15 protein-coding genes are annotated in these 17019 nt (G+C 71.1%); 6 read left to right on the top strand and 9 right to left on the bottom strand.

Features of this window, described 5'->3' with window-relative positions:
* Positions 1–613: 613 nt before the first annotated feature.
* The 3 genes from AB0C01_RS16910 to AB0C01_RS16900 all read right to left on the bottom strand — a co-directional run bounded on the left by AB0C01_RS16910 (position 614) and on the right by AB0C01_RS16900 (position 3113).
* The gene (locus tag AB0C01_RS16910; RefSeq protein ID WP_357571549.1) at positions 614–1534 is read right to left on the bottom strand and encodes a hypothetical protein; all 921 of its coding nucleotides are present in this window, start codon (positions 1532–1534) and stop codon (positions 614–616) included.
* Between the two features lie 13 nt (positions 1535–1547).
* Positions 1548–1880 carry a hypothetical protein gene (locus AB0C01_RS16905; RefSeq protein ID WP_357251416.1) on the bottom strand — a complete coding sequence of 111 codons (333 nt, stop codon included), beginning with the start codon at positions 1878–1880 and terminating at the stop codon, positions 1548–1550.
* A 279-nt stretch (positions 1881–2159) separates the two neighbouring features.
* Positions 2160–3113 (bottom strand): heme o synthase, encoded by a 954-nt coding sequence (locus tag AB0C01_RS16900; protein WP_357251414.1) that lies wholly within the window; start codon positions 3111–3113, stop codon positions 2160–2162.
* Positions 3114–3379: 266 nt separating this feature from the next.
* Between AB0C01_RS16900 and tkt the strand changes: the two genes are divergently transcribed.
* The 6 genes from tkt (at position 3380) to pgl (ending at position 11873) form a co-directional block, all read left to right on the top strand.
* Positions 3380–5518, top strand: coding sequence for a transketolase (gene tkt / locus AB0C01_RS16895; protein WP_357251411.1), 2139 nt, complete (start codon positions 3380–3382; stop codon positions 5516–5518).
* Between the two features lie 15 nt (positions 5519–5533).
* Positions 5534–6709, top strand: coding sequence for a transaldolase (gene tal, locus AB0C01_RS16890; RefSeq protein WP_357571548.1), 1176 nt, complete (start codon positions 5534–5536; stop codon positions 6707–6709).
* A gap of 37 nt (positions 6710–6746) precedes the next feature.
* The gene (locus AB0C01_RS16885; protein WP_357251405.1) at positions 6747–8396 is read left to right on the top strand and encodes a glucose-6-phosphate isomerase; all 1650 of its coding nucleotides are present in this window, start codon (positions 6747–6749) and stop codon (positions 8394–8396) included.
* Between the two features lie 2 nt (positions 8397–8398).
* Positions 8399–9952 (top strand): glucose-6-phosphate dehydrogenase, encoded by a 1554-nt coding sequence (gene zwf, locus AB0C01_RS16880; RefSeq protein ID WP_357251403.1) that lies wholly within the window; start codon positions 8399–8401, stop codon positions 9950–9952.
* Entirely contained in the window at positions 9949–10965 is a 1017-nt protein-coding gene (locus AB0C01_RS16875; protein WP_357251400.1) for a glucose-6-phosphate dehydrogenase assembly protein OpcA, read from the top strand. Before zwf ends, AB0C01_RS16875 begins: the two co-directional genes overlap by 4 nt.
* 137 nt (positions 10966–11102) lie before the next feature.
* Positions 11103–11873 (top strand): 6-phosphogluconolactonase, encoded by a 771-nt coding sequence (gene pgl, locus AB0C01_RS16870; RefSeq protein WP_357251398.1) that lies wholly within the window; start codon positions 11103–11105, stop codon positions 11871–11873.
* A 10-nt stretch (positions 11874–11883) separates the two neighbouring features.
* On the opposite strand, the gene AB0C01_RS16865 is transcribed toward pgl, so the two are convergent.
* From AB0C01_RS16865 to whiA, 6 genes are all read right to left on the bottom strand, one after another.
* Positions 11884–12225, bottom strand: coding sequence for an RNA polymerase-binding protein RbpA (locus AB0C01_RS16865; RefSeq protein WP_357251395.1), 342 nt, complete (start codon positions 12223–12225; stop codon positions 11884–11886).
* A gap of 140 nt (positions 12226–12365) precedes the next feature.
* A complete protein-coding gene (gene secG, locus AB0C01_RS16860; RefSeq protein WP_355033235.1) occupies positions 12366–12626 on the bottom strand; it encodes a preprotein translocase subunit SecG in 261 nt (86 codons plus the stop codon).
* 95 nt (positions 12627–12721) lie between these two features.
* Positions 12722–13513 (bottom strand): triose-phosphate isomerase, encoded by a 792-nt coding sequence (gene tpiA / locus AB0C01_RS16855; protein ID WP_357251392.1) that lies wholly within the window; start codon positions 13511–13513, stop codon positions 12722–12724.
* Positions 13514–14770, bottom strand: coding sequence for a phosphoglycerate kinase (locus AB0C01_RS16850; RefSeq protein ID WP_357251389.1), 1257 nt, complete (start codon positions 14768–14770; stop codon positions 13514–13516).
* On the bottom strand, positions 14767–15771 hold the full coding sequence (gene gap / locus AB0C01_RS16845; RefSeq protein WP_357251386.1) for a type I glyceraldehyde-3-phosphate dehydrogenase: 1005 nt from the start codon (positions 15769–15771) through the stop codon (positions 14767–14769). Before gap ends, AB0C01_RS16850 begins: the two co-directional genes overlap by 4 nt.
* A 265-nt stretch (positions 15772–16036) precedes the next feature.
* Positions 16037–17017 (bottom strand): DNA-binding protein WhiA, encoded by a 981-nt coding sequence (gene whiA, locus AB0C01_RS16840; RefSeq protein ID WP_238681773.1) that lies wholly within the window; start codon positions 17015–17017, stop codon positions 16037–16039.
* Between the last annotated feature and the right edge of the window lie 2 nt (positions 17018–17019).

Raw genomic sequence — 17019 nt, 5'->3', positions numbered from 1 at the left:
GCGCCCCGCCCCGTGCCGCGCCCCGCCCCGCGCCCCGCGCCCCGCGCCCCGCGCCCCGCGCCCCGCGCCCCGCGCCCCGCGCCCCGCGCCCCGCGCCAAGATCTGCGCAACTTCCCCGATGTTGCTGCCTCCGACGCGCCGGAGCCAGCAACATCCCCGATATTGCGCGAATCTTGGCGACGCGCAGCGCCCCGAGAGGCCGGCAAAGAGTTCGGGGCGTCCATGCCGCCAAGATCGTGCTCGATCCTGGTTCTAGTGGGGTCGGGCGTGCGTGATGCCACTACATCCGAGATGTTGCGTGACCTTGACGGCGCAGACGCTCCGTGCCGGCCGGAACGCAGCAACCCGCCGTCCGCGATCCGGGCACGTGGGTCTCACGGCCGCACGATCCGCACAACTTCGGGGCAGGTGCCTGCCTGCCTGCTCTGATCGACTCGGTTTCCTTGAATCCGCGCCGTCCGGGCCGGTCCGACGGGCCGACTTCCGGAAAGCCGAGTCGATCACACAAGAGCTGAGTCGGTCACACAAGAGCCGAGTCGATCACGGCGAAGCCGAGTCGACAAACAGGGGCCTGCGGGCGCTGTGCCATCGCCGCCGGGCGCTCGGCGGCGGGTCAGGCCTTGCGGGCCAGGTGGGTGGCGATCGCGGTGGCGAGGCGGTCCGGTGCCCCGTCGGCGTACCCGATGAACAGCGACGGCTCGGTCAGCTCCAGCTCGACCAGGACCGGCTCGCCGTCCGGGCCGGGGATCAGGTCGACCCGGGCGTAGAGCAGTTGCCGTGTGCCGCCGGGCACCGCGGCGAGCGTCCGCTCGGCCACCGCCAGTTGTGCGGGTCGGGCGGTACGGGCGCTGATCTCCTCGGCCTTGTAGAGCCCGTCCGGGCCGAGGTCCGGACCGGTGAGCATCGGGCCCTTGCGGATCGCGTGGCTGAAGGCGAGCCCGTCCGGGCCGGCCAGGAAGAGCAGCGCCGTCTCACCCTCGGTGTCGATCGCCCGCAGGTACGGCTGGACCATGGTCACCCGGCCGGCGTCGGAGAGCCGGCGGACGTGTGCGGTGGCCAGGTCCCGGTGTTCCGGGTCGGCCAGGTCGTACCGGCCGGTGTCCTGGCTGCCGGCGCTGACCGCGGGCTTGAGCACGTACTCGCCGGCCTCGGCGGGTGGCTGCCAGCGCTCCCCCGGCTCGACCCACGACGTCGGTACGGTCGGCACCCCGGCGGCGCTCAGCTCGGCGAGGTACCGCTTGTCGGTGTTCCAGCGAACCACGTCGGCCGGGTTGACAAGCGCCGGGACGGTTGCCGCCCAGGCGACGAACTCGTCGCGGCGCAGCGCGTAGTCCCAGGGGGATCGGAGCACGACCAGGTCGAAGGAGGACCAGTCGACGTCGGGGTCGTCCCAGACCTCGGTCGCGACGGAGATGCCACGGGCCCGGAGTGGGGCGAGGACCAGCCGGTCGTCCGGGTCGAGGTCGACGAGGTCGGCACAGGTGGCGAGAGCGACCCGGGGTTCCCCCCGGGTCGACTGGTGATGGGTGGTCAATTGAGCTGGCTGTTCAGCGGGCCATGGTGCGGCGGGCCATCGACCGCCAGAGGTCGTTGCTGGGGCGCATCTGGTCCATCAGTTCACGCTCCCAGGCGTTCTCGACGGTGACTCCCGCCTTGGCGCACGCCTCCCGTGCGGTGACGGTGTCGTCGGCGAACTGGTCGCCCCACTCGCCGTCGGAACCCACCAGCACGATTCGCGCGCCACGCTTGCCGACGTACTCGATGACCGCCTTCGCGCCGCCGTGGCCGGCGGCGAATGCCTGAAGGCTCGCGACCAGGCCCTGGGGTGCCTGCTCGGCGGTCTGCTCGGCCGTCAGCGTCGTATCGGAACCATCTGCCATGACGCGAAGCCTAAGCAGACTCGCACCCGCTCGGGCGAGAACCATGAACCTTTTGTGATGCCAATTACCTAGAGGTTTAACGACGACCACGCGTCACCTGCCCGGTTATATCCGGACTTATGCTCACAAAGATAGCGGCCAAATCGCCGTCCGGCCGACACAGTTGAGTCGATCCGACTCATGCTGAAAGTTACTCTGATGTGACGTTAAACCCGGACAACTCATCCATGGCCATGATTAGTCAGGAGCGCGTCGCCAGGCGCTGCCGGCGAGGACGGGTCAGATCAGCGCGTCGAGCGCGACGGCGAGGAACACGATCGTCAGGTACGTCGTGGACCAGTGGAACAGCCGCATCGGCTTGACCGCCTCGCCGCGAGTCGCGCGCCGGCAGAGTCGGTGCGCCTCGAGCACGAAGATGGCCCCCACCACCAAAGTCGGCACCCCGTAGATCGCGCTGAGCCCCAGCGGCCAGACGGCCAGGGAGGTGAGCACGGTGAGCCAGGCGAAGATCAGGATCTCGGCGTTCACCCGGCGGACCGAGGCCACCACCGGCAGCATCGGGATCCCGGCGCGGGCGTAGTCGTCCTTGTACTTCATGGCGAGCGGGTAGAAGTGCGGCATCTGCCAGAAGAAGACCACCGCGAAGAGCCCCCACGCGGCCGGCGCCAGCGAGCCGGTCACCGCCGCCCACCCGATCAGCACCGGGGCCGCCCCACAGGCGCCGCCCCAGAAGGTGTTCGTCGGGGTGGAGCGCTTGAGCCACAACGTGTAGATGACGTCGTAGTAGACGATCGCGGCGAGCGTCAGCCCGGCGGCGAGCAGGTTGGTGAACGCCGCCATCAGGGCGATCGACACCGCCGCCAGGACCAGACCGAAGACCAGCGCGTTACGCGGTGACACGGTGTGCGCCGGCAGCGGCCGCCGCTTGGTACGCCGCATCAACTGGTCGATGTCCCGGTCGATGTAGCAGTTGAGCACGCTTGCCGCGCCCGCGGCGAGCGAGCCACCGATCAGCACGACGGCCATCAGCCACAGCGACGGGAGCCCGCCGTCGGCGAGCATCATCGCCGGGACGGTGGTGACCAGCAGGAGTTCGACGATCCGCGGCTTGGTGAGCGCCACGTACGCCGACACCATCGCGCGTACGTCCCGCCGGGCCACCGGACCCTCGGCAGCCCGTGCCGGGTGCTGCCCGGCCGGATTGCTCGCGGGGCGCTCGGTGATCATGCTCACGGATTGCCACCTTCCGGCATCGGGCACGGGGAGATCGGATCGGTCGGGACCGCACGGGCCCGCACACCGACCCACACACTACGCGTTGTCGTTTTGGCTGCCCGGCCGACCCGACAACGGTGCGGGCCGTCACACCACCGGGTTGAACCAAGCATCCCGGAACGTCACCTCGCGCACACCATGCGAGATCCCCGGGCGCGCGTTTAGGGACGCTCGATAAGGTCATCGGTGAGGGTTCCGCCCATCTGCCGAGGAGCACAACCATCGTGGCTGCCAAACGACCCGAGCACTCCGCACTGAACTGGTCCGACCTCGATCGCCGGGCCGTCGACACCGTCCGCGTGCTAGCTATGGACGCCGTAGAGAAATCCGGCAACGGCCACCCGGGCACCGCGATGAGCCTCGCGCCCGCGGCGTACCTCCTCTTCAACCGCGTCATGCGGCACAACCCGGCCGACCCGAACTGGCCCGGCCGGGACCGGTTCGTCCTCTCCGCCGGGCACTCCAGCCTGACGCTCTACATCCAGCTGTTCCTGTCCGGTTACCCGCTGAGCCTGGACGACCTCAAGTCGCTGCGGCAGTGGGGCTCGCTCACGCCGGGTCACCCCGAGCACGGGCACACCCCGGGCGTGGAGACCACCACCGGCCCGCTCGGGCAGGGCCTGGGCAACGCGGTCGGCATGGCCATGGCGGCCCGCCGCGAGCGCGGCCTGTTCGACCCCGAGTCCGAGCCCGGCGCGTCGGTCTTCGACCACAACATCTGGTGCATCGTCTCCGACGGCGACATCGAGGAGGGCATCAGCCACGAGGCCAGCGCCCTCGCCGGGCACCAGCAGCTGGGCAACCTCACGGTGATCTACGACGACAACGAGATCTCCATCGAGGACGACACCCGGATCGCCAAGAGCGAGGACGTGGCCGCGCGTTACGAGGCGTACGGCTGGCACGTCCAGACCGTCGACTGGCGCAGCGGCGACGCCGACCAGGGTGACTACCACGAGGACGCCGAGGCGCTGTACGCCGCGCTGGTGGCCGCCCGTGCCGAGTCCGGCCGCCCGTCCTTCATCGCGCTGCGCACCATCATCGGCTGGCCCGCGCCCAACAAGCAGAACACTGGCAAGATCCACGGCTCGGCGCTCGGCGCCGACGAGGTGAAGGCCACCAAGCGGATCCTCGACTTCGACCCGGAGCAGACCTTCCAGGTGGACGAGGAGGTGCTCGCCCACGCCCGCACGGTGATGGGCCGCGGCTCCGACGCCGAGCAGGAGTGGACCGGCGCGTTCGACGCCTGGAAGAAGGCCAACCCGGAGCGCACCGCGCTCTACGAGCGGATGGCTGGTCGCGTACTCCCCGACGGCTGGACCGACGCGCTGCCGGTCTTCCCGGCGGACGCCAAGGGCGTCGCCACCCGCGCCGCCTCGGGCAAGGTGCTGGAGGCCCTCGCGCCGGTGCTCCCGGAGCTGTGGGGTGGCTCGGCCGACCTGGCCGAGAGCAACAACACCACGATGAAGGGCGAGCCGTCGTTCATCCCGGCCGCGCACGCCACCAAGGACTTCCCCGGTCACGAGTACGGGCGCACGCTGCACTTCGGCATCCGTGAGCACGCCATGGGCGCGGTCCTCAACGGCATCGCCCTGCACGGCGGCACCCGCCCGTACGGCGGCACGTTCCTGGTGTTCAGCGACTACATGCGCCCGTCGGTGCGGCTGGCCGCGCTGATGAAGCTGCCGGTCACCTACGTGTGGACGCACGACTCGATCGGCCTGGGCGAGGACGGCCCGACCCACCAGCCGGTGGAGCACCTGACCGCGCTGCGCGCCATCCCGGGGCTGGACGTGGTCCGTCCGGCGGACGCCAACGAGACGGCCTGGGCCTGGCGGCAGGCGCTGGAGCACACCGACCGGCCCACCGCGCTGGCGCTGAGCCGCCAGCCGCTGCCGACCCTGGACCGCGACGTCCTGGGCAGCGCGGAGGGGGTGGCCAAGGGCGGTTACGTGCTGGCCGAGGCGTCCAACGGCAAGCCGCAGGTGATCATCATCGGCACCGGTTCCGAGGTGCAGCTCTGCCTGACCGCCCGGGAGCGGCTGGAGGCCGACGGCACCCCGACCCGGGTCGTCTCGATGCCCTGCCAGGAGTGGTTCTACGAGCAGGATGAGGCGTACCGGGAGTCGGTGCTCCCCCGTGGGGTAAAGGCACGGGTGAGCGTGGAGGCGGGCATCGCGATGTCCTGGCGCGGCATCGTCGGTGATCTGGGCGAGAGCGTGAGCCTGGAGCACTACGGGGCGAGCGCCCCGCACACCGTGCTCTTCGAGCAGTTCGGGTTCACCGGCGACCGGATCGTGGCGGCGGCACACGCCTCGCTGGCCCGGGTGGGCGACATCACCGGTTTCACGACCGGCAACTGAGGGAGCGTGGACGGCATGACGGACAAGTTGAATGAGCTCACCGCCGCGGGTGTGGCGGTCTGGCTCGACGATCTTTCCCGGGTGCGACTGAGCTCCGGCGGGCTGGACGAGCTGCGCCGTGAGAAGCACGTGGCCGGTGTCACCACCAACCCGACGATCTTCGCAAAGGCCCTGAGCGACGCCGACGAGTACAACTGGCAGCTTCGCGACCTCGCCACCCGTGACGTGGACGTGGAAGAGGCCGTACGCATGCTCACCACGTACGACGTGCGGTGGGCCTGCGACGTGATGCGCCCGTCGTACGACGGCAGCGAGGGCGTCGACGGCCGGGTCTCCATCGAGGTGGACCCGCGCAGCGCGCACGACGCGGACAAGACGGTGGCCGAGGCCAAGGCCCTGTGGTGGCTGGTCGACCGCCCCAACCTCTACATCAAGATCCCGGCCACCGAGGAGGGCCTGTCGGCGATCACCGACACCCTCGCCGAGGGCATCAGCGTCAACGTGACGCTGATCTTCGGCCTGGACCGCTACTCGGCGGTCATGGAGGCGTTCCTCACCGGCCTGGAGCAGGCCAAGGCCAACGGCCACGACCTGTCGAAGATCGGCTCGGTGGCATCGTTCTTCGTCTCGCGGGTCGACTCCGAGATCGACAAGAGGCTCGAGAAGGTCGGCTCCGACCAGGCGAAGTCCCTCAAGGGCAAGGCCGCCGTCGCCAACGCCCAGCTGGCGTACGAGCGCTACACCGAGGTGTTCTCCTCCGACCGGTGGAAGGCGCTCGCCGCCGCCGGCGCGCACCCGCAGCGGCCGCTGTGGGCGTCCACCTCGACGAAGAATCCGGACTACCGCGACGTCATCTACGTCGAGGAGCTGATCGCCCCCGGTACGGTCAACACCATGCCGGAATCGGTCATCCACGCGTACGCCGACCATGGCGAGACCCGCGGCGACACGATCACCAGCTCCTACGACGCGGCCCGCAAGGTCTTCGCGGACCTGGAGTCGGTCGGGGTGGACATGGACGACGTGATCGCCACCCTGGAGCGCGAGGGCGTGGAGAAGTTCGAGGCCAGCTGGCAGGAGCTGCTCGACGGCGTCCGCAAGTCGCTGGAGGCGGCGGCCAAGGGCACGGGTGCGCCGAACAAGGCCGCCAAGGGCAACGCCAAGAGCGCCGAGAAGACCGGTGGCGCATGAGCGCGCGAATCAGCAAGTTCAGCGCGGAGGTGACGGCATGAGCGACCTACTCGCAGGACCGGTGGAGGCCGCTGCCGGCCTCGCCGTGTACGGCGCGGACGCGGTCGACAAGTCCGCGCCCGCCTCGACCCGGGACGCGCTGGTCAAGGCCGGCGTCCCGGGCAAGCTGGCCGGCAAGGACGCGAGCCTGTGGGGTCCGGACGCCGAGGCCGAGGCGAAGGTCCGGCTCGGCTGGGTCGACACCCACCAGCGCAGCCGCGAGTTGCTGGTGCAGCTCGCCGAGCTGAAAGCCGAGCTGGCCGACCTGGACCACGTGGTGCTCGCCGGCATGGGCGGCTCGTCGTTGGCCCCCGAGGTGATCACCCGGACGCTGGGCCGGCCGCTGACCGTGCTGGACACCACCGACCCGGGCCAGGTCCGGGCGGCGCTCGGTGACCGGCTGGAACGCACCGTCGTGGTGGTGGCCAGCAAGTCCGGGTCGACGGTGGAGACCGACAGCCACCGTCGCGTCTACTGGCAGGCGTTCCTCGACGCCGGGATGACCGAGGCAGAGGCCGGCCGGCACTTCGTCATCGTCACCGACCCGGGTTCGCCGCTGGAGACCACCGCGACCGAGATGGGCGCGTTCACGGTGCTCGCCGACCCGAACGTGGGCGGCCGGTACTCGGCGCTCACCGCGTTCGGCCTGGTGCCCTCGGCGCTGGCCGGGGTCGAGGTCGCGGAACTCCTCGACCAGGCCGACGCGCTGGCCGCGTCGCTCGGCGCGGACCGGGACAATCCGGCGTTGGCGCTGGGCGCCGCCCTGGGTGCCGCGGCCACGCTGGCCCGGGACAAGGTCGCCCTGGTCTCCGACGGCACCGGCATCGACGGTCTCGGTGACTGGGCCGAGCAGCTGATCGCCGAGTCGACGGGCAAGGCCGGGGTGGGCATCCTCCCGGTGGTCGTGGAGTCGCCGCAGAGCCCCGGCGCCACCGGTGCGGACGTGCTGACGGTCAGCTACGGCGGCTCGCTGGCCCCCGGTGACGTGCCGGGTGGCGGCGCCACCCCGGACGTGGCCGTCAACGGCCCGCTGGGCGCGCAGTTCCTGGCCTGGGAGTACGCGACCGCGGTGGCCGGCGTGGTGCTCGGCATCGACCCGTTCAACCAGCCGAACGTCACCGAGTCCAAGGAGAACACCAACAAGATCCTGGCCTCGGGCCTGCCGGCGGAGTCGCCGTCGTTCACCGAGGGCGCGATCGAGGTGTACGCCCCGCAGGGTGCTCCCGGGGACCTGGCCGGGGTGCTGCGCTGGCTGCTCGACGGGCTGGGCGACGACGGCTACCTCGCGGTGATGGCGTACCTCGACCGGTTCGCCGACGCCGACACGGCCCGGCTGCGGCCGCTGCTGGCGCAGGCGGGCGGTCGGCCGGTCACGTTCGGCTGGGGTCCGCGGTTCCTGCACTCCACGGGCCAGTACCACAAGGGCGGCCCGCAGGTGGGCAGCTACCTCCAGGTGACCGGCGCGGTCGCCGAGGACCTGGCGGTGCCGGGCAAGCCGTACACCTTCGGTGAGTTGCAGGCGGCGCAGGCCGCCGGGGACCGGCAGGCGCTCGCCGGTCGGGAACGCCCGGTGCTGCGGCTGCATCTGACCGACCGTGCCGCCGGTGTCGCCCAACTGCTCGACGCCGCCGGTGATCTGCCGGCGTGAGGATGGACGACGTGACTGAAGCGGAGCGAGGAGGCGGTTCGGTGAACCCGCTACGCGACCCGCAGGACCGCCGGTTGCCCCGGATTCCGGAGCCGTGCGCTCTGGTGATCTTCGGGGTGACCGGCGACCTGGCTCGCAAGAAGCTGCTCCCTGCCGTCTACGACCTGGCCAACCGGGGGCTGCTGCCGCCCGGTTTCGTGGTGCTCGGCTTCGCGCGCCGCGACTGGGGTGACGGCGACTTCGAGACCCTCGCGTGCGAGGCCGCCCGCAAGCACGCTCGTACCCCCTGGCGGGACGAGGTGTGGGCACGGCTGGCCGGCAACATCAAGTTCGTCGGCGGGTCGTTCGACGACGACGACGCCTTCGACCAGCTCGCCTCGACGCTCGACGACCTGCGCCAGACCCACGGCATCACCGGCAACGCGGCGTTCTACTTCTCCATCCCCCCGGCCGCGTTCCCCGTCGTGCTCAAGCAACTGGCCCGCACCGGGATGGCCGACAACGAGAAGTCCGGCGGTTGGCGTCGGGTCGTCGTGGAGAAGCCGTTCGGCAACGACCTGCCCTCGGCGAAGGCCCTCAACGACCTCGTCGACGACGTGTTCACCCGGGAGGACGTCTTCCGGATCGACCACTACCTGGGCAAGGAAACCGTTCAGAACATCCTCGCTCTGCGGTTCGCCAACAACCTGTTCGAGCCGCTGTGGAACTCCAAGTACGTCGACTCGGTGCAGATCACCATGGCCGAGGATGTGGGCATCGGCACCCGCGCCGGTTTCTACGACACGGTCGGCACCGCCCGGGACGTGCTCCAGAACCACCTCCTGCAACTTCTCGCCCTGGTGGCGATGGAGGAGCCGACCAGTTTCGACGCCGACGAGATCCGGGCCGAGAAGCTGAAGGTGCTCAAGGCGATCACCCTGCCCAAGGACGTGGCTCGGGACACCGTGCGCGGCCAGTACCTGCCCGGGTGGGTGGGAGGCGAGCGCGCGGTCGGTTACCTGGAGGAGCGGGACGTCCCCACCGACTCCACCACGGAGACGTACGTGGCGGTGCGGCTGGGCATCCAGAACCGCCGGTGGGCGGAGGTGCCGTTCTACATCCGGGCCGGCAAGCGGCTGCCCCGGCGGGTCACCGAGGTCGCCATCATGTTCAAGAAGGCGCCGCACCTGCCGTTCAACGACGCCGACATGGAGTCGCTGGGCAACAACCAGTTGGTCATCCGGGTGCAGCCGGACGAGGGTGTGGTGCTCAAGTTCGGTTCGAAGGTCCCGGGCACCACGATGGAGGTCCGCGACATCGCGATGGACTTCCAGTACGGCGAGGCGTTCACCGAGTCCAGCCCCGAGGCGTACGAGCGGCTGGTGCTGGACGTGCTGATCGGCGACCGCACCCTGTTCCCGGACGCGGCCGAGGTCGAGCAGAGCTGGCAGGTGATCGACCCACTGGAGCACGCCTGGGTGGGCACCAAGCCGGAGCCGTACCGGGCCGGCGAGTGGGGGCCGCGCGCCTCCGACGAGATGCTGGCCCGCGAGGGCCGCGCTTGGAGAAGAGCATGATCGGGCTCTGGGACACCACCGGCAACGAGGTGGTCAAGGCGCTCGCCGCCGAGCGGCGCAGCGCCGGTGGCGTGGCCAGTGGCATGGCGCTCACTCTCATCGTGGTGGTGGACGAGAAGCGGGTCCGCGAGGCGGAGGCGGCGGCGACGATCGCCGCCGCCGCCCACCCGTGCCGGCTCGTGGTGGTGGTTCGCTCCGAGATCGAGCGGGACCGCAACCGGTTGGACGCGGAGATCGTGGTCGGTGGCCGGCTCGGCCCGTGCGAGGCCGTGGTCACCCGGATGTACGGCCGGTTGGCCCTGCACGCCGAGTCGGTGGTCATGCCGCTGCTGGTCCCGGACGTGCCGGTGGTCACCTGGTGGCACGGCGAGCCGCCGGCGGAGATCGCCACCGACTTCCTCGGGGTGGTCGCCGACCGCAGGATCACCGACTCGGCGCAGGCCGCCGACCCGGTGGAGGCGCTGCGGCAGCGTGCCCGGGACTACGCCCCGGGCGACACGGACCTGGCGTGGACCCGGATCACCCCGTGGCGGACCCTGGTCGCCGGGGCGTTCGACACCGCGAGCGAGCGGGTCGTCGAGGCGACGGTGGTCGCGCCGCCCACCGACCCGACGGCCGCGCTGATGGTCGGTTGGCTGTCCAGCCGGCTCGGCATCACGCCGCACCGGGTGGACTCCGACGAGTTTCCCCGGATGCGGGAGGTGCGGTTGAGCTGCGCCAACGGCGATCAGCTGTCGTTGACCCGCGAGGACAGCATGGCGGTGTTCCGGCGTACCGGCCAGGACGACCGGGCCCTGCCGCTGGTCCGCCGTCCGCTCGGTGACGAGTTGGCGGAGGAGCTGCGGCGTCTGGACGCCGACCAGGTGTACGCGGAGGCGCTGGGCGCGACGGTCGGGCTGCGTGGCTTGGAGCAGCGCCCCGCGCAGCGGGTGCACGTGTGGAAGGATCCGGCCACCGCGCGGCGCGCCGAGGCCGGGGTCACCGCGCACTCCGGCACCAGCGGCGAGAGCTGAGGCCCTGCCGGGGCACGACGTCGGGGCAGGGGCCGGTGTAGACCGGTCCCTGCCCCGGAGCACACCATCTCGGGCGAACCGGTCCGGGCACGACGCGACAGCGACCGCCGCGCGGTCGGGAAACGAAGGCGCATTCCATGAGTGAGGCGAGTGTCGCCGTCCACGCCGACGCCGACCTGCTGGCGCAGGCCGTGGCGGCCCGGTTGCTGGTGAAGCTGCTCGACGCCCAGGCCGACCGGGGCGAGGCCTCGGTGGTGCTCACCGGCGGCCGGGTCGCCGCGGCCGTGTACCGGGCGGTGGCGACGCTGCCCGCCCGCGACGCGGTGGACTGGTCCCGGGTCGACGTGTGGTGGGGCGACGAGCGGTTCCTGCCCTCCGGTGATCCGGACCGCAACGAGACCCAGGCCCGAGCCGCCCTGCTGGGCGTGGTGCCGCTGAACCCGGCCCGGGTGCACCCGATGCCAGCCTCGGACGGCCCGGCCGGCAACGACCCCGAGGCGGCTGCTGCCGGGTACGCGGAGGAGTTGGCGCACGCCGCCCGGCCCGGGCACGCCACGCTGCCGCACTTCGACGTGCTGATGCTGGGCGTCGGCGAGGACGGGCATGTCGCCTCGGTCTTCCCCGAGCACCCGGTGGGCTACGAGACCCGGCCGGTCAGCGCGGTGCGGGGCAGCCCCAAGCCGCCGCCGACGCGGACAACGCTCACCCTGTCGGCGATCAACACCGCCGAGGAGGTCTGGCTGGTGGCCGCCGGCGCCGACAAGGCTCGCGCGGTGGGCATGGCGTTGGCCGGTGCCGGGCCGGTGCAGTTGCCGGCCGCCGGGGTGCACGGGGTGGGCCGCACCCGCTGGTTGTTGGACCGGGCAGCGGCAGCCGACGTACCGGCACGACTGCGCAGCCTGCGCTAGTCGGAGCCGCCTACTCGCCCCGGCGGCGACGTAACGCCGCCAGCGCCTCGTTCAGCAGGGCCTCCCCCTCCTCGGCGGTGCGCCGCTCCTTCACGTACGCCAGGTGGCTCTTGTACGGTTCGGCGCGGGTCCGGCCGGGCGGGTTCTGGGCGTCCCGGCCGGCGGGCAGGCCGCACCGGGGGCAGTCCCACCGGGGAGGCGCCTCGGCGTCCGCGGCGATCCGGATGTCGATCCGGTGGTCGTTGCGGCACCAGTAGGTGACGTCCTGTCGGGGGGCGGGTGCGTGTCGCTCGTCGGGGCGCATGGGCGCGGAACCGACTCGGGCGCCGCGGATGACGTTGCCACTGGGCACGGCTGCTCGCTCCTGTCGTCGGAGGGGACCCGCCATCAAACAGGGGTGGACGGCGGGCGACGCGGTGCAGCGGAGAAAAGCCTGCGCGCGGCCCGTCGAGTGACGGACCGCGCGCAGATTGTACGACTGAACGAGCGTGCTCAGGTGCCGCTGTTCATCTGGAGGCGGAGCCAGAGCCCGAGCCCGACGATGGCGGCGAACCAGACGACGCTCACCAGAACGGTGTAACGGTCCAGGTTTTTCTCTGCCACGGAGGAGCCGGCGAGGCTGGAGCTGACGCCACCGCCGAACATGCTCGACAGACCGCCGCCCTTGCCGCGGTGCAGCAGGATAAGCATGGTGAGCAGAATGCTCGTGATGATCAGCAACACGATCAACGTGTATGCGAACCAGATCGGCATGGCTGGGGTCAGTCCTCTCGTAGCGATCCTCGCCCGGTCTGATCGGGCACGGCGGCACCGACCGGCGGACGGGCGGTGTCCAGGATACCGAGCGATCAGCGAGCGATGTGCTCCGGGAAGCGGCAGATCTGAGCGAATTCCTCCGCGTCCAGGCTGGCGCCCCCCACCAGGCCCCCGTCCACGTCCGGCTGGGCCATGATCGAGGCGACGTTCGACGCCTTGACCGAGCCGCCGTAGAGGACCCGCACCTGGTCGGCGGTCTCCTGGTCGAAGCGCTCCGCCAGTCGCTGACGGACCGCCCCGCAGACCTCCTGGGCGTCCTCCGGCGTCGCGGTCTTGCCCGTGCCGATCGCCCAGACCGGCTCGTACGCGATCACGACCTGCCGCACCTGCTCGGCGGTGAGCCCGGCGAGGCCCCCGTCGAGCTGGTCGGCGCAGTGTGCCACGTGGGTGCCCTGCTCGCGGACGTCCAGCCCCTCCCCCACGCAGAGGATCGGCGTCAGGCCGTGCGTCAGCGCCGCCTTCACCTTGGCGTTGACGAGTGCGTCGTCCTCGTTGTGGTAGGCCCGCCGCTCCGAGTGCCCGACCACCACGTAGGTGCAGCCGAGCTTGGCCAGCATCGGACCGGAGATCTCCCCGGTGTACGCGCCGGACGCGTGTGCGGAGAGGTCCTGCCCGCCGTAGCCGATCAGCAGTTTGTCGCCGTCCACCGCGGTCTGCACCGTCCGCAGGTCGGTGAAGGGCGGCAGCACGACCGTCTCGACCTCGGTGAGCTGCTTCTCGGTGAGGCTCGCCGCCAACTTCTGCACGAGCAGGTTGGCCTCGAGGTGGTTGAGGTTCATCTTCCAGTTGCCGGCCATCAACGGCCGACGGGTGGTGCTCGACATTCAGTTCTCCAGGGCCGCGATGCCGGGGAGGGTCTTGCCCTCGAGGTATTCCAGGGAGGCGCCGCCGCCCGTGGAGATGTGCCCGAAGGACGACTCGTCCAGCCCCAGGGCACGGACCGCCGCCGCCGAGTCACCGCCACCGACGACGCTGAACGCGTCGGCCTTGGTGATCGCCTCGGCGATGCCCCGGGTGCCCGCCGCGAAGGCAGGCATCTCGAACACGCCCATCGGACCGTTCCAGAAGATCGTCTTCGCCGGGGACAGCGCGGCGCTGAAGCCGGCCACCGTCTCCGGGCCGACATCCAGACCGAGCCGGTGGCTCGGGATGCCGTCGACCCGGACCGTGTCGTGCGCGGCATCCGGGGCGAACGCGTCCGCCACCACCACGTCGACCGGCAGCATGATCTTGCCGTTGGACCGCTCCAGCAGGTTGCGGCAGGTCTCGACCATGTCCTTCTCCAGCAGCGAGGTGCCCACCTCCAGGCCCTGGGCCTTGAGGAAGGTGAAGCACATCCCGCCACCGATGAGCAGCCGGTCGACCGTGGGCAGCAGTGCCTCGATCACGGCGAGCTTGTCGGACACCTTCGACCCACCGAGCACCACCACGTACGGCCGCTCCGGGTCGGCGGTGAGCCTGGAGAGCACCTCGACCTCACGCAGCACCAGCCGGCCCGCGACGTGCGGCAACCGGGCCGGCACGTCGAAGACACTCGCGTGCTTGCGGTGCACGGCGCCGAACGCGTCGTCCACGTACGCGTCGCCGAACGCGGCGAGCTGGTCGGCGAAGGCACCCCGCTCGGCCTCGTCCTTGCTGGTCTCGCCCGCGTTGAAGCGCAGGTTCTCCAGAAGGGCGACCTGGCCGTCGGCCAGGTCCGCGACCGTGGAACGGGCGGACTCACCGACGGTGTCGGTCGCGAAGTGCACCGGCGCGCCGAGCAGCTCACCGAGGCGCCCGGCGACCGGGCGAAGGCTGAACTGCGGGTCCGGAGCGCCCTTCGGGCGGCCCAGGTGCGAGCAGACGACCACCTTCGCGCCGGCCTCGACCAGCGCGCCGAGGGTCGGCAGCACCGCGCGGATGCGACCGTCGTCAGCGATCCTCACTCCGTCCGGAGTGCCGCCTTGCGGCGCGGAGGCGGAGTTATGATCGTCGATGGCACCGGACTGCTTGTCGAGCGGGACGTTCAGGTCGGCGCGCACCAGCACGCGCCGACCTGCCACCCCCTCGGCGAGCAGGTCGTCGAGGGTCCGGATGCTCACAGCGAGCTACCGACCAACTTGACCAGGTCGACGAGCCGGTTGGAGTAGCCCCACTCGTTGTCGTACCAGCCGACGACCTTGACCTGGTTGCCAACGACCTTGGTCAGCGGCGCGTCGAAGATGCACGACGCCGGGTCGGTGACGATGTCGGAGGAGACGATCGGGTCCTCGTTGTAGACCAGGATGCCCTTGAGCGGGCCGTCCGCGGCGGCCTTCAGCGCGGCGTTGACCTCGTCCACGGTGGTCTCCCGACCCACGTTGACGGTGAGGTCGGTGACCGAGCCGGTCGGGATCGGCACCCGCAGCGCGTACCCGTCGAGCTTGCCCTTGAGGTCCGGCAGCACCAGGCCGATGGCCTTGGCGGCGCCGGTCGAGGTCGGAACGATGTTCAGCGCTGCGGCCCGGGCCCGACGCAGGTCCGAGTGCGGCGCGTCCTGGAGGTTCTGGTCCTGGGTGTACGCGTGGATCGTCGTCATCAGACCGTGCTGGATGCCGAACGTGTCGTGCAGGACCTTCGCCATCGGGGCGAGGCAGTTGGTGGTGCACGAAGCGTTGGAGATGATGGTGTGCTTCGCCGGGTCGTAGGTGTCGTGGTTGACACCCATGACGACGGTGACGTCCTCGTTCTTCGCCGGGGCGGAGATGATGACCTTCTTGGCCCCGCCGTCGACGTGCGCCTTGGCCTTGGTGGCGTCGGTGAAGAAGCCGGTCGACTCGATGACGACGTCGACGTTCAGGTCGCCCCACGGCAGCTTCGACGGGTCCTTCTCGGCGTACGCCTTGATGGTCTTGCCACCGACGGTGATCTCGTCGGCGGTGGCCTTGACCTCGTAGGGCAGGCGGCCGAGGATGCTGTCGTACTTGAGCAGGTGGGCGAGCGTGCCGTTGTCGGTCAGGTCGTTGACCGCCACGACCTCGATGTCGGCGTCAGACGCCAGCACTGCCCGGAAGAAGTTACGGCCGATTCGGCCAAAGCCGTTGATGCCAACCCGGATGGTCAAGGTCCCATCTCCTCGCGTTCTGGTCCACCGGCTTCAGACAACGGGCCGGCGGGAATGGTGTGCGCCGACCGTTGGAGCCGGCCGCTGACGGTTCATCTCGGCCACCCCGCCGCGCGGTCTGCGGACCTGACCGCCCGAGGCGGTGGGCACAGCGAGGAGTGCCGGTGTCGGCCCCCTTGCCGTACGCAGCGACCCTATCCGAGCGTGCGAGACCACGCCGCGCCGGGTCGTGCTCCCGGGCACACCGTGCGACCCCACCGTCCTATCAGACCACGAGCATGTCGGGCGTGACTGCCGCTTCCGTATCCGGGATGCCGAGGTCCCGGGCGCGCTTGTCGGCCAGGGCGAGCAGCCGGCGGATCCGCCCGGCGATGGCGTCCTTGGTCAGCGGCGGGTCAGCCAGCGCGCCCAACTCCTCCAAGGACGCCTGCCGGTGCTCCAGGCGCAGCCGCCCGGCGTCGGTCAGGTGGTTGGGCGCCTCCTCGGCGAGGATCTCCAGCGCGCGGGTGACCCGGGCGGCGGCAGCGACCGCGGCGCGCGCCGAGCGGCGCAGGTTGGCGTCGTCGAAGTTGGCGAGCCGGTTGGCGGTGGCGCGCACCTCCCGGCGTACCCGACGCTCCTCCCAGGCCAGCACGCTGGAGTGCGCGCCGATGCGGGTGAGCAGCGCGGCGATCGCGTCGCCGTCCTTGACCACCACCCGGTCCACGCCGCGCACCTCGCGGTTCTTGGCGGTGATGCCGATGCGGCGGGCCGCGCCGACAAGCGCCAACGCCGACTCCGGCCCCGGGCAGGTGATCTCCAGAGCGCTGGAGCGGCCGGGTTCGGTGAGCGAACCGTGGGCCATGAACGCGCCCCGCCACGCGGAGACCGCGCAGCAGACGTTCGCCGCCACCACGTGCGGGGGCAGCCCGCGCACCGGGCGGCCCCGCACGTCGAGCAGGCCGGTCTGCCGGGCGAGGGCCTCGCCGTCCTTGACCACCCGCACGATGAAGTGGCTGCCCTTGCGCAGTCCACCGGACGCCAGCACGTGGATCTCGCTGGGATATCCGTAGACCTCGGCGACCTCCCGGCGTAACCGCCGGGCCACCGCCCCCGTGTCCAGTTCCGCCTCCACCACCACGCGGCCGGAGACGATGTGCAGCCCGCCGGCGAAGCGCAGCAGTGCGGCCATCTCCGCCCGCCGACAGCAGGGCTTGGGCACGTCGACCCGACTCAGCTCGTCCTTGACCGCGGCCGTCATCGCCATTG

Source organism: Micromonospora sp. NPDC048905 (assembly GCF_040649655.1).
Lineage (GTDB): Bacteria > Actinomycetota > Actinomycetes > Mycobacteriales > Micromonosporaceae > Micromonospora.
This window is presented reverse-complemented; position numbering and strand designations above follow the sequence as displayed.

Bases quoted from the DNA above. Each gene is read 5' to 3' on its own strand.
- AB0C01_RS16905 (WP_357251416.1), bottom strand. From the start codon at position 1,880: ATGGCAGATGGTTCCGATACGACGCTGACGGCCGAGCAGACCGCCGAG.
- tal (WP_357571548.1), top strand. From the start codon at position 5,534: ATGACGGACAAGTTGAATGAGCTCACCGCCGCGGGTGTGGCGGTCTGG.
- AB0C01_RS16885 (WP_357251405.1), top strand. From the start codon at position 6,747: ATGAGCGACCTACTCGCAGGACCGGTGGAGGCCGCTGCCGGCCTCGCC.
- zwf (WP_357251403.1), top strand. From the start codon at position 8,399: ATGGACGACGTGACTGAAGCGGAGCGAGGAGGCGGTTCGGTGAACCCG.
- AB0C01_RS16875 (WP_357251400.1), top strand. From the start codon at position 9,949: ATGATCGGGCTCTGGGACACCACCGGCAACGAGGTGGTCAAGGCGCTC.
- pgl (WP_357251398.1), top strand. From the start codon at position 11,103: ATGAGTGAGGCGAGTGTCGCCGTCCACGCCGACGCCGACCTGCTGGCG.
- secG (WP_355033235.1), bottom strand. From the start codon at position 12,626: ATGCCGATCTGGTTCGCATACACGTTGATCGTGTTGCTGATCATCACG.
- tpiA (WP_357251392.1), bottom strand. From the start codon at position 13,513: ATGTCGAGCACCACCCGTCGGCCGTTGATGGCCGGCAACTGGAAGATG.
- whiA (WP_238681773.1), bottom strand. From the start codon at position 17,017: ATGGCGATGACGGCCGCGGTCAAGGACGAGCTGAGTCGGGTCGACGTG.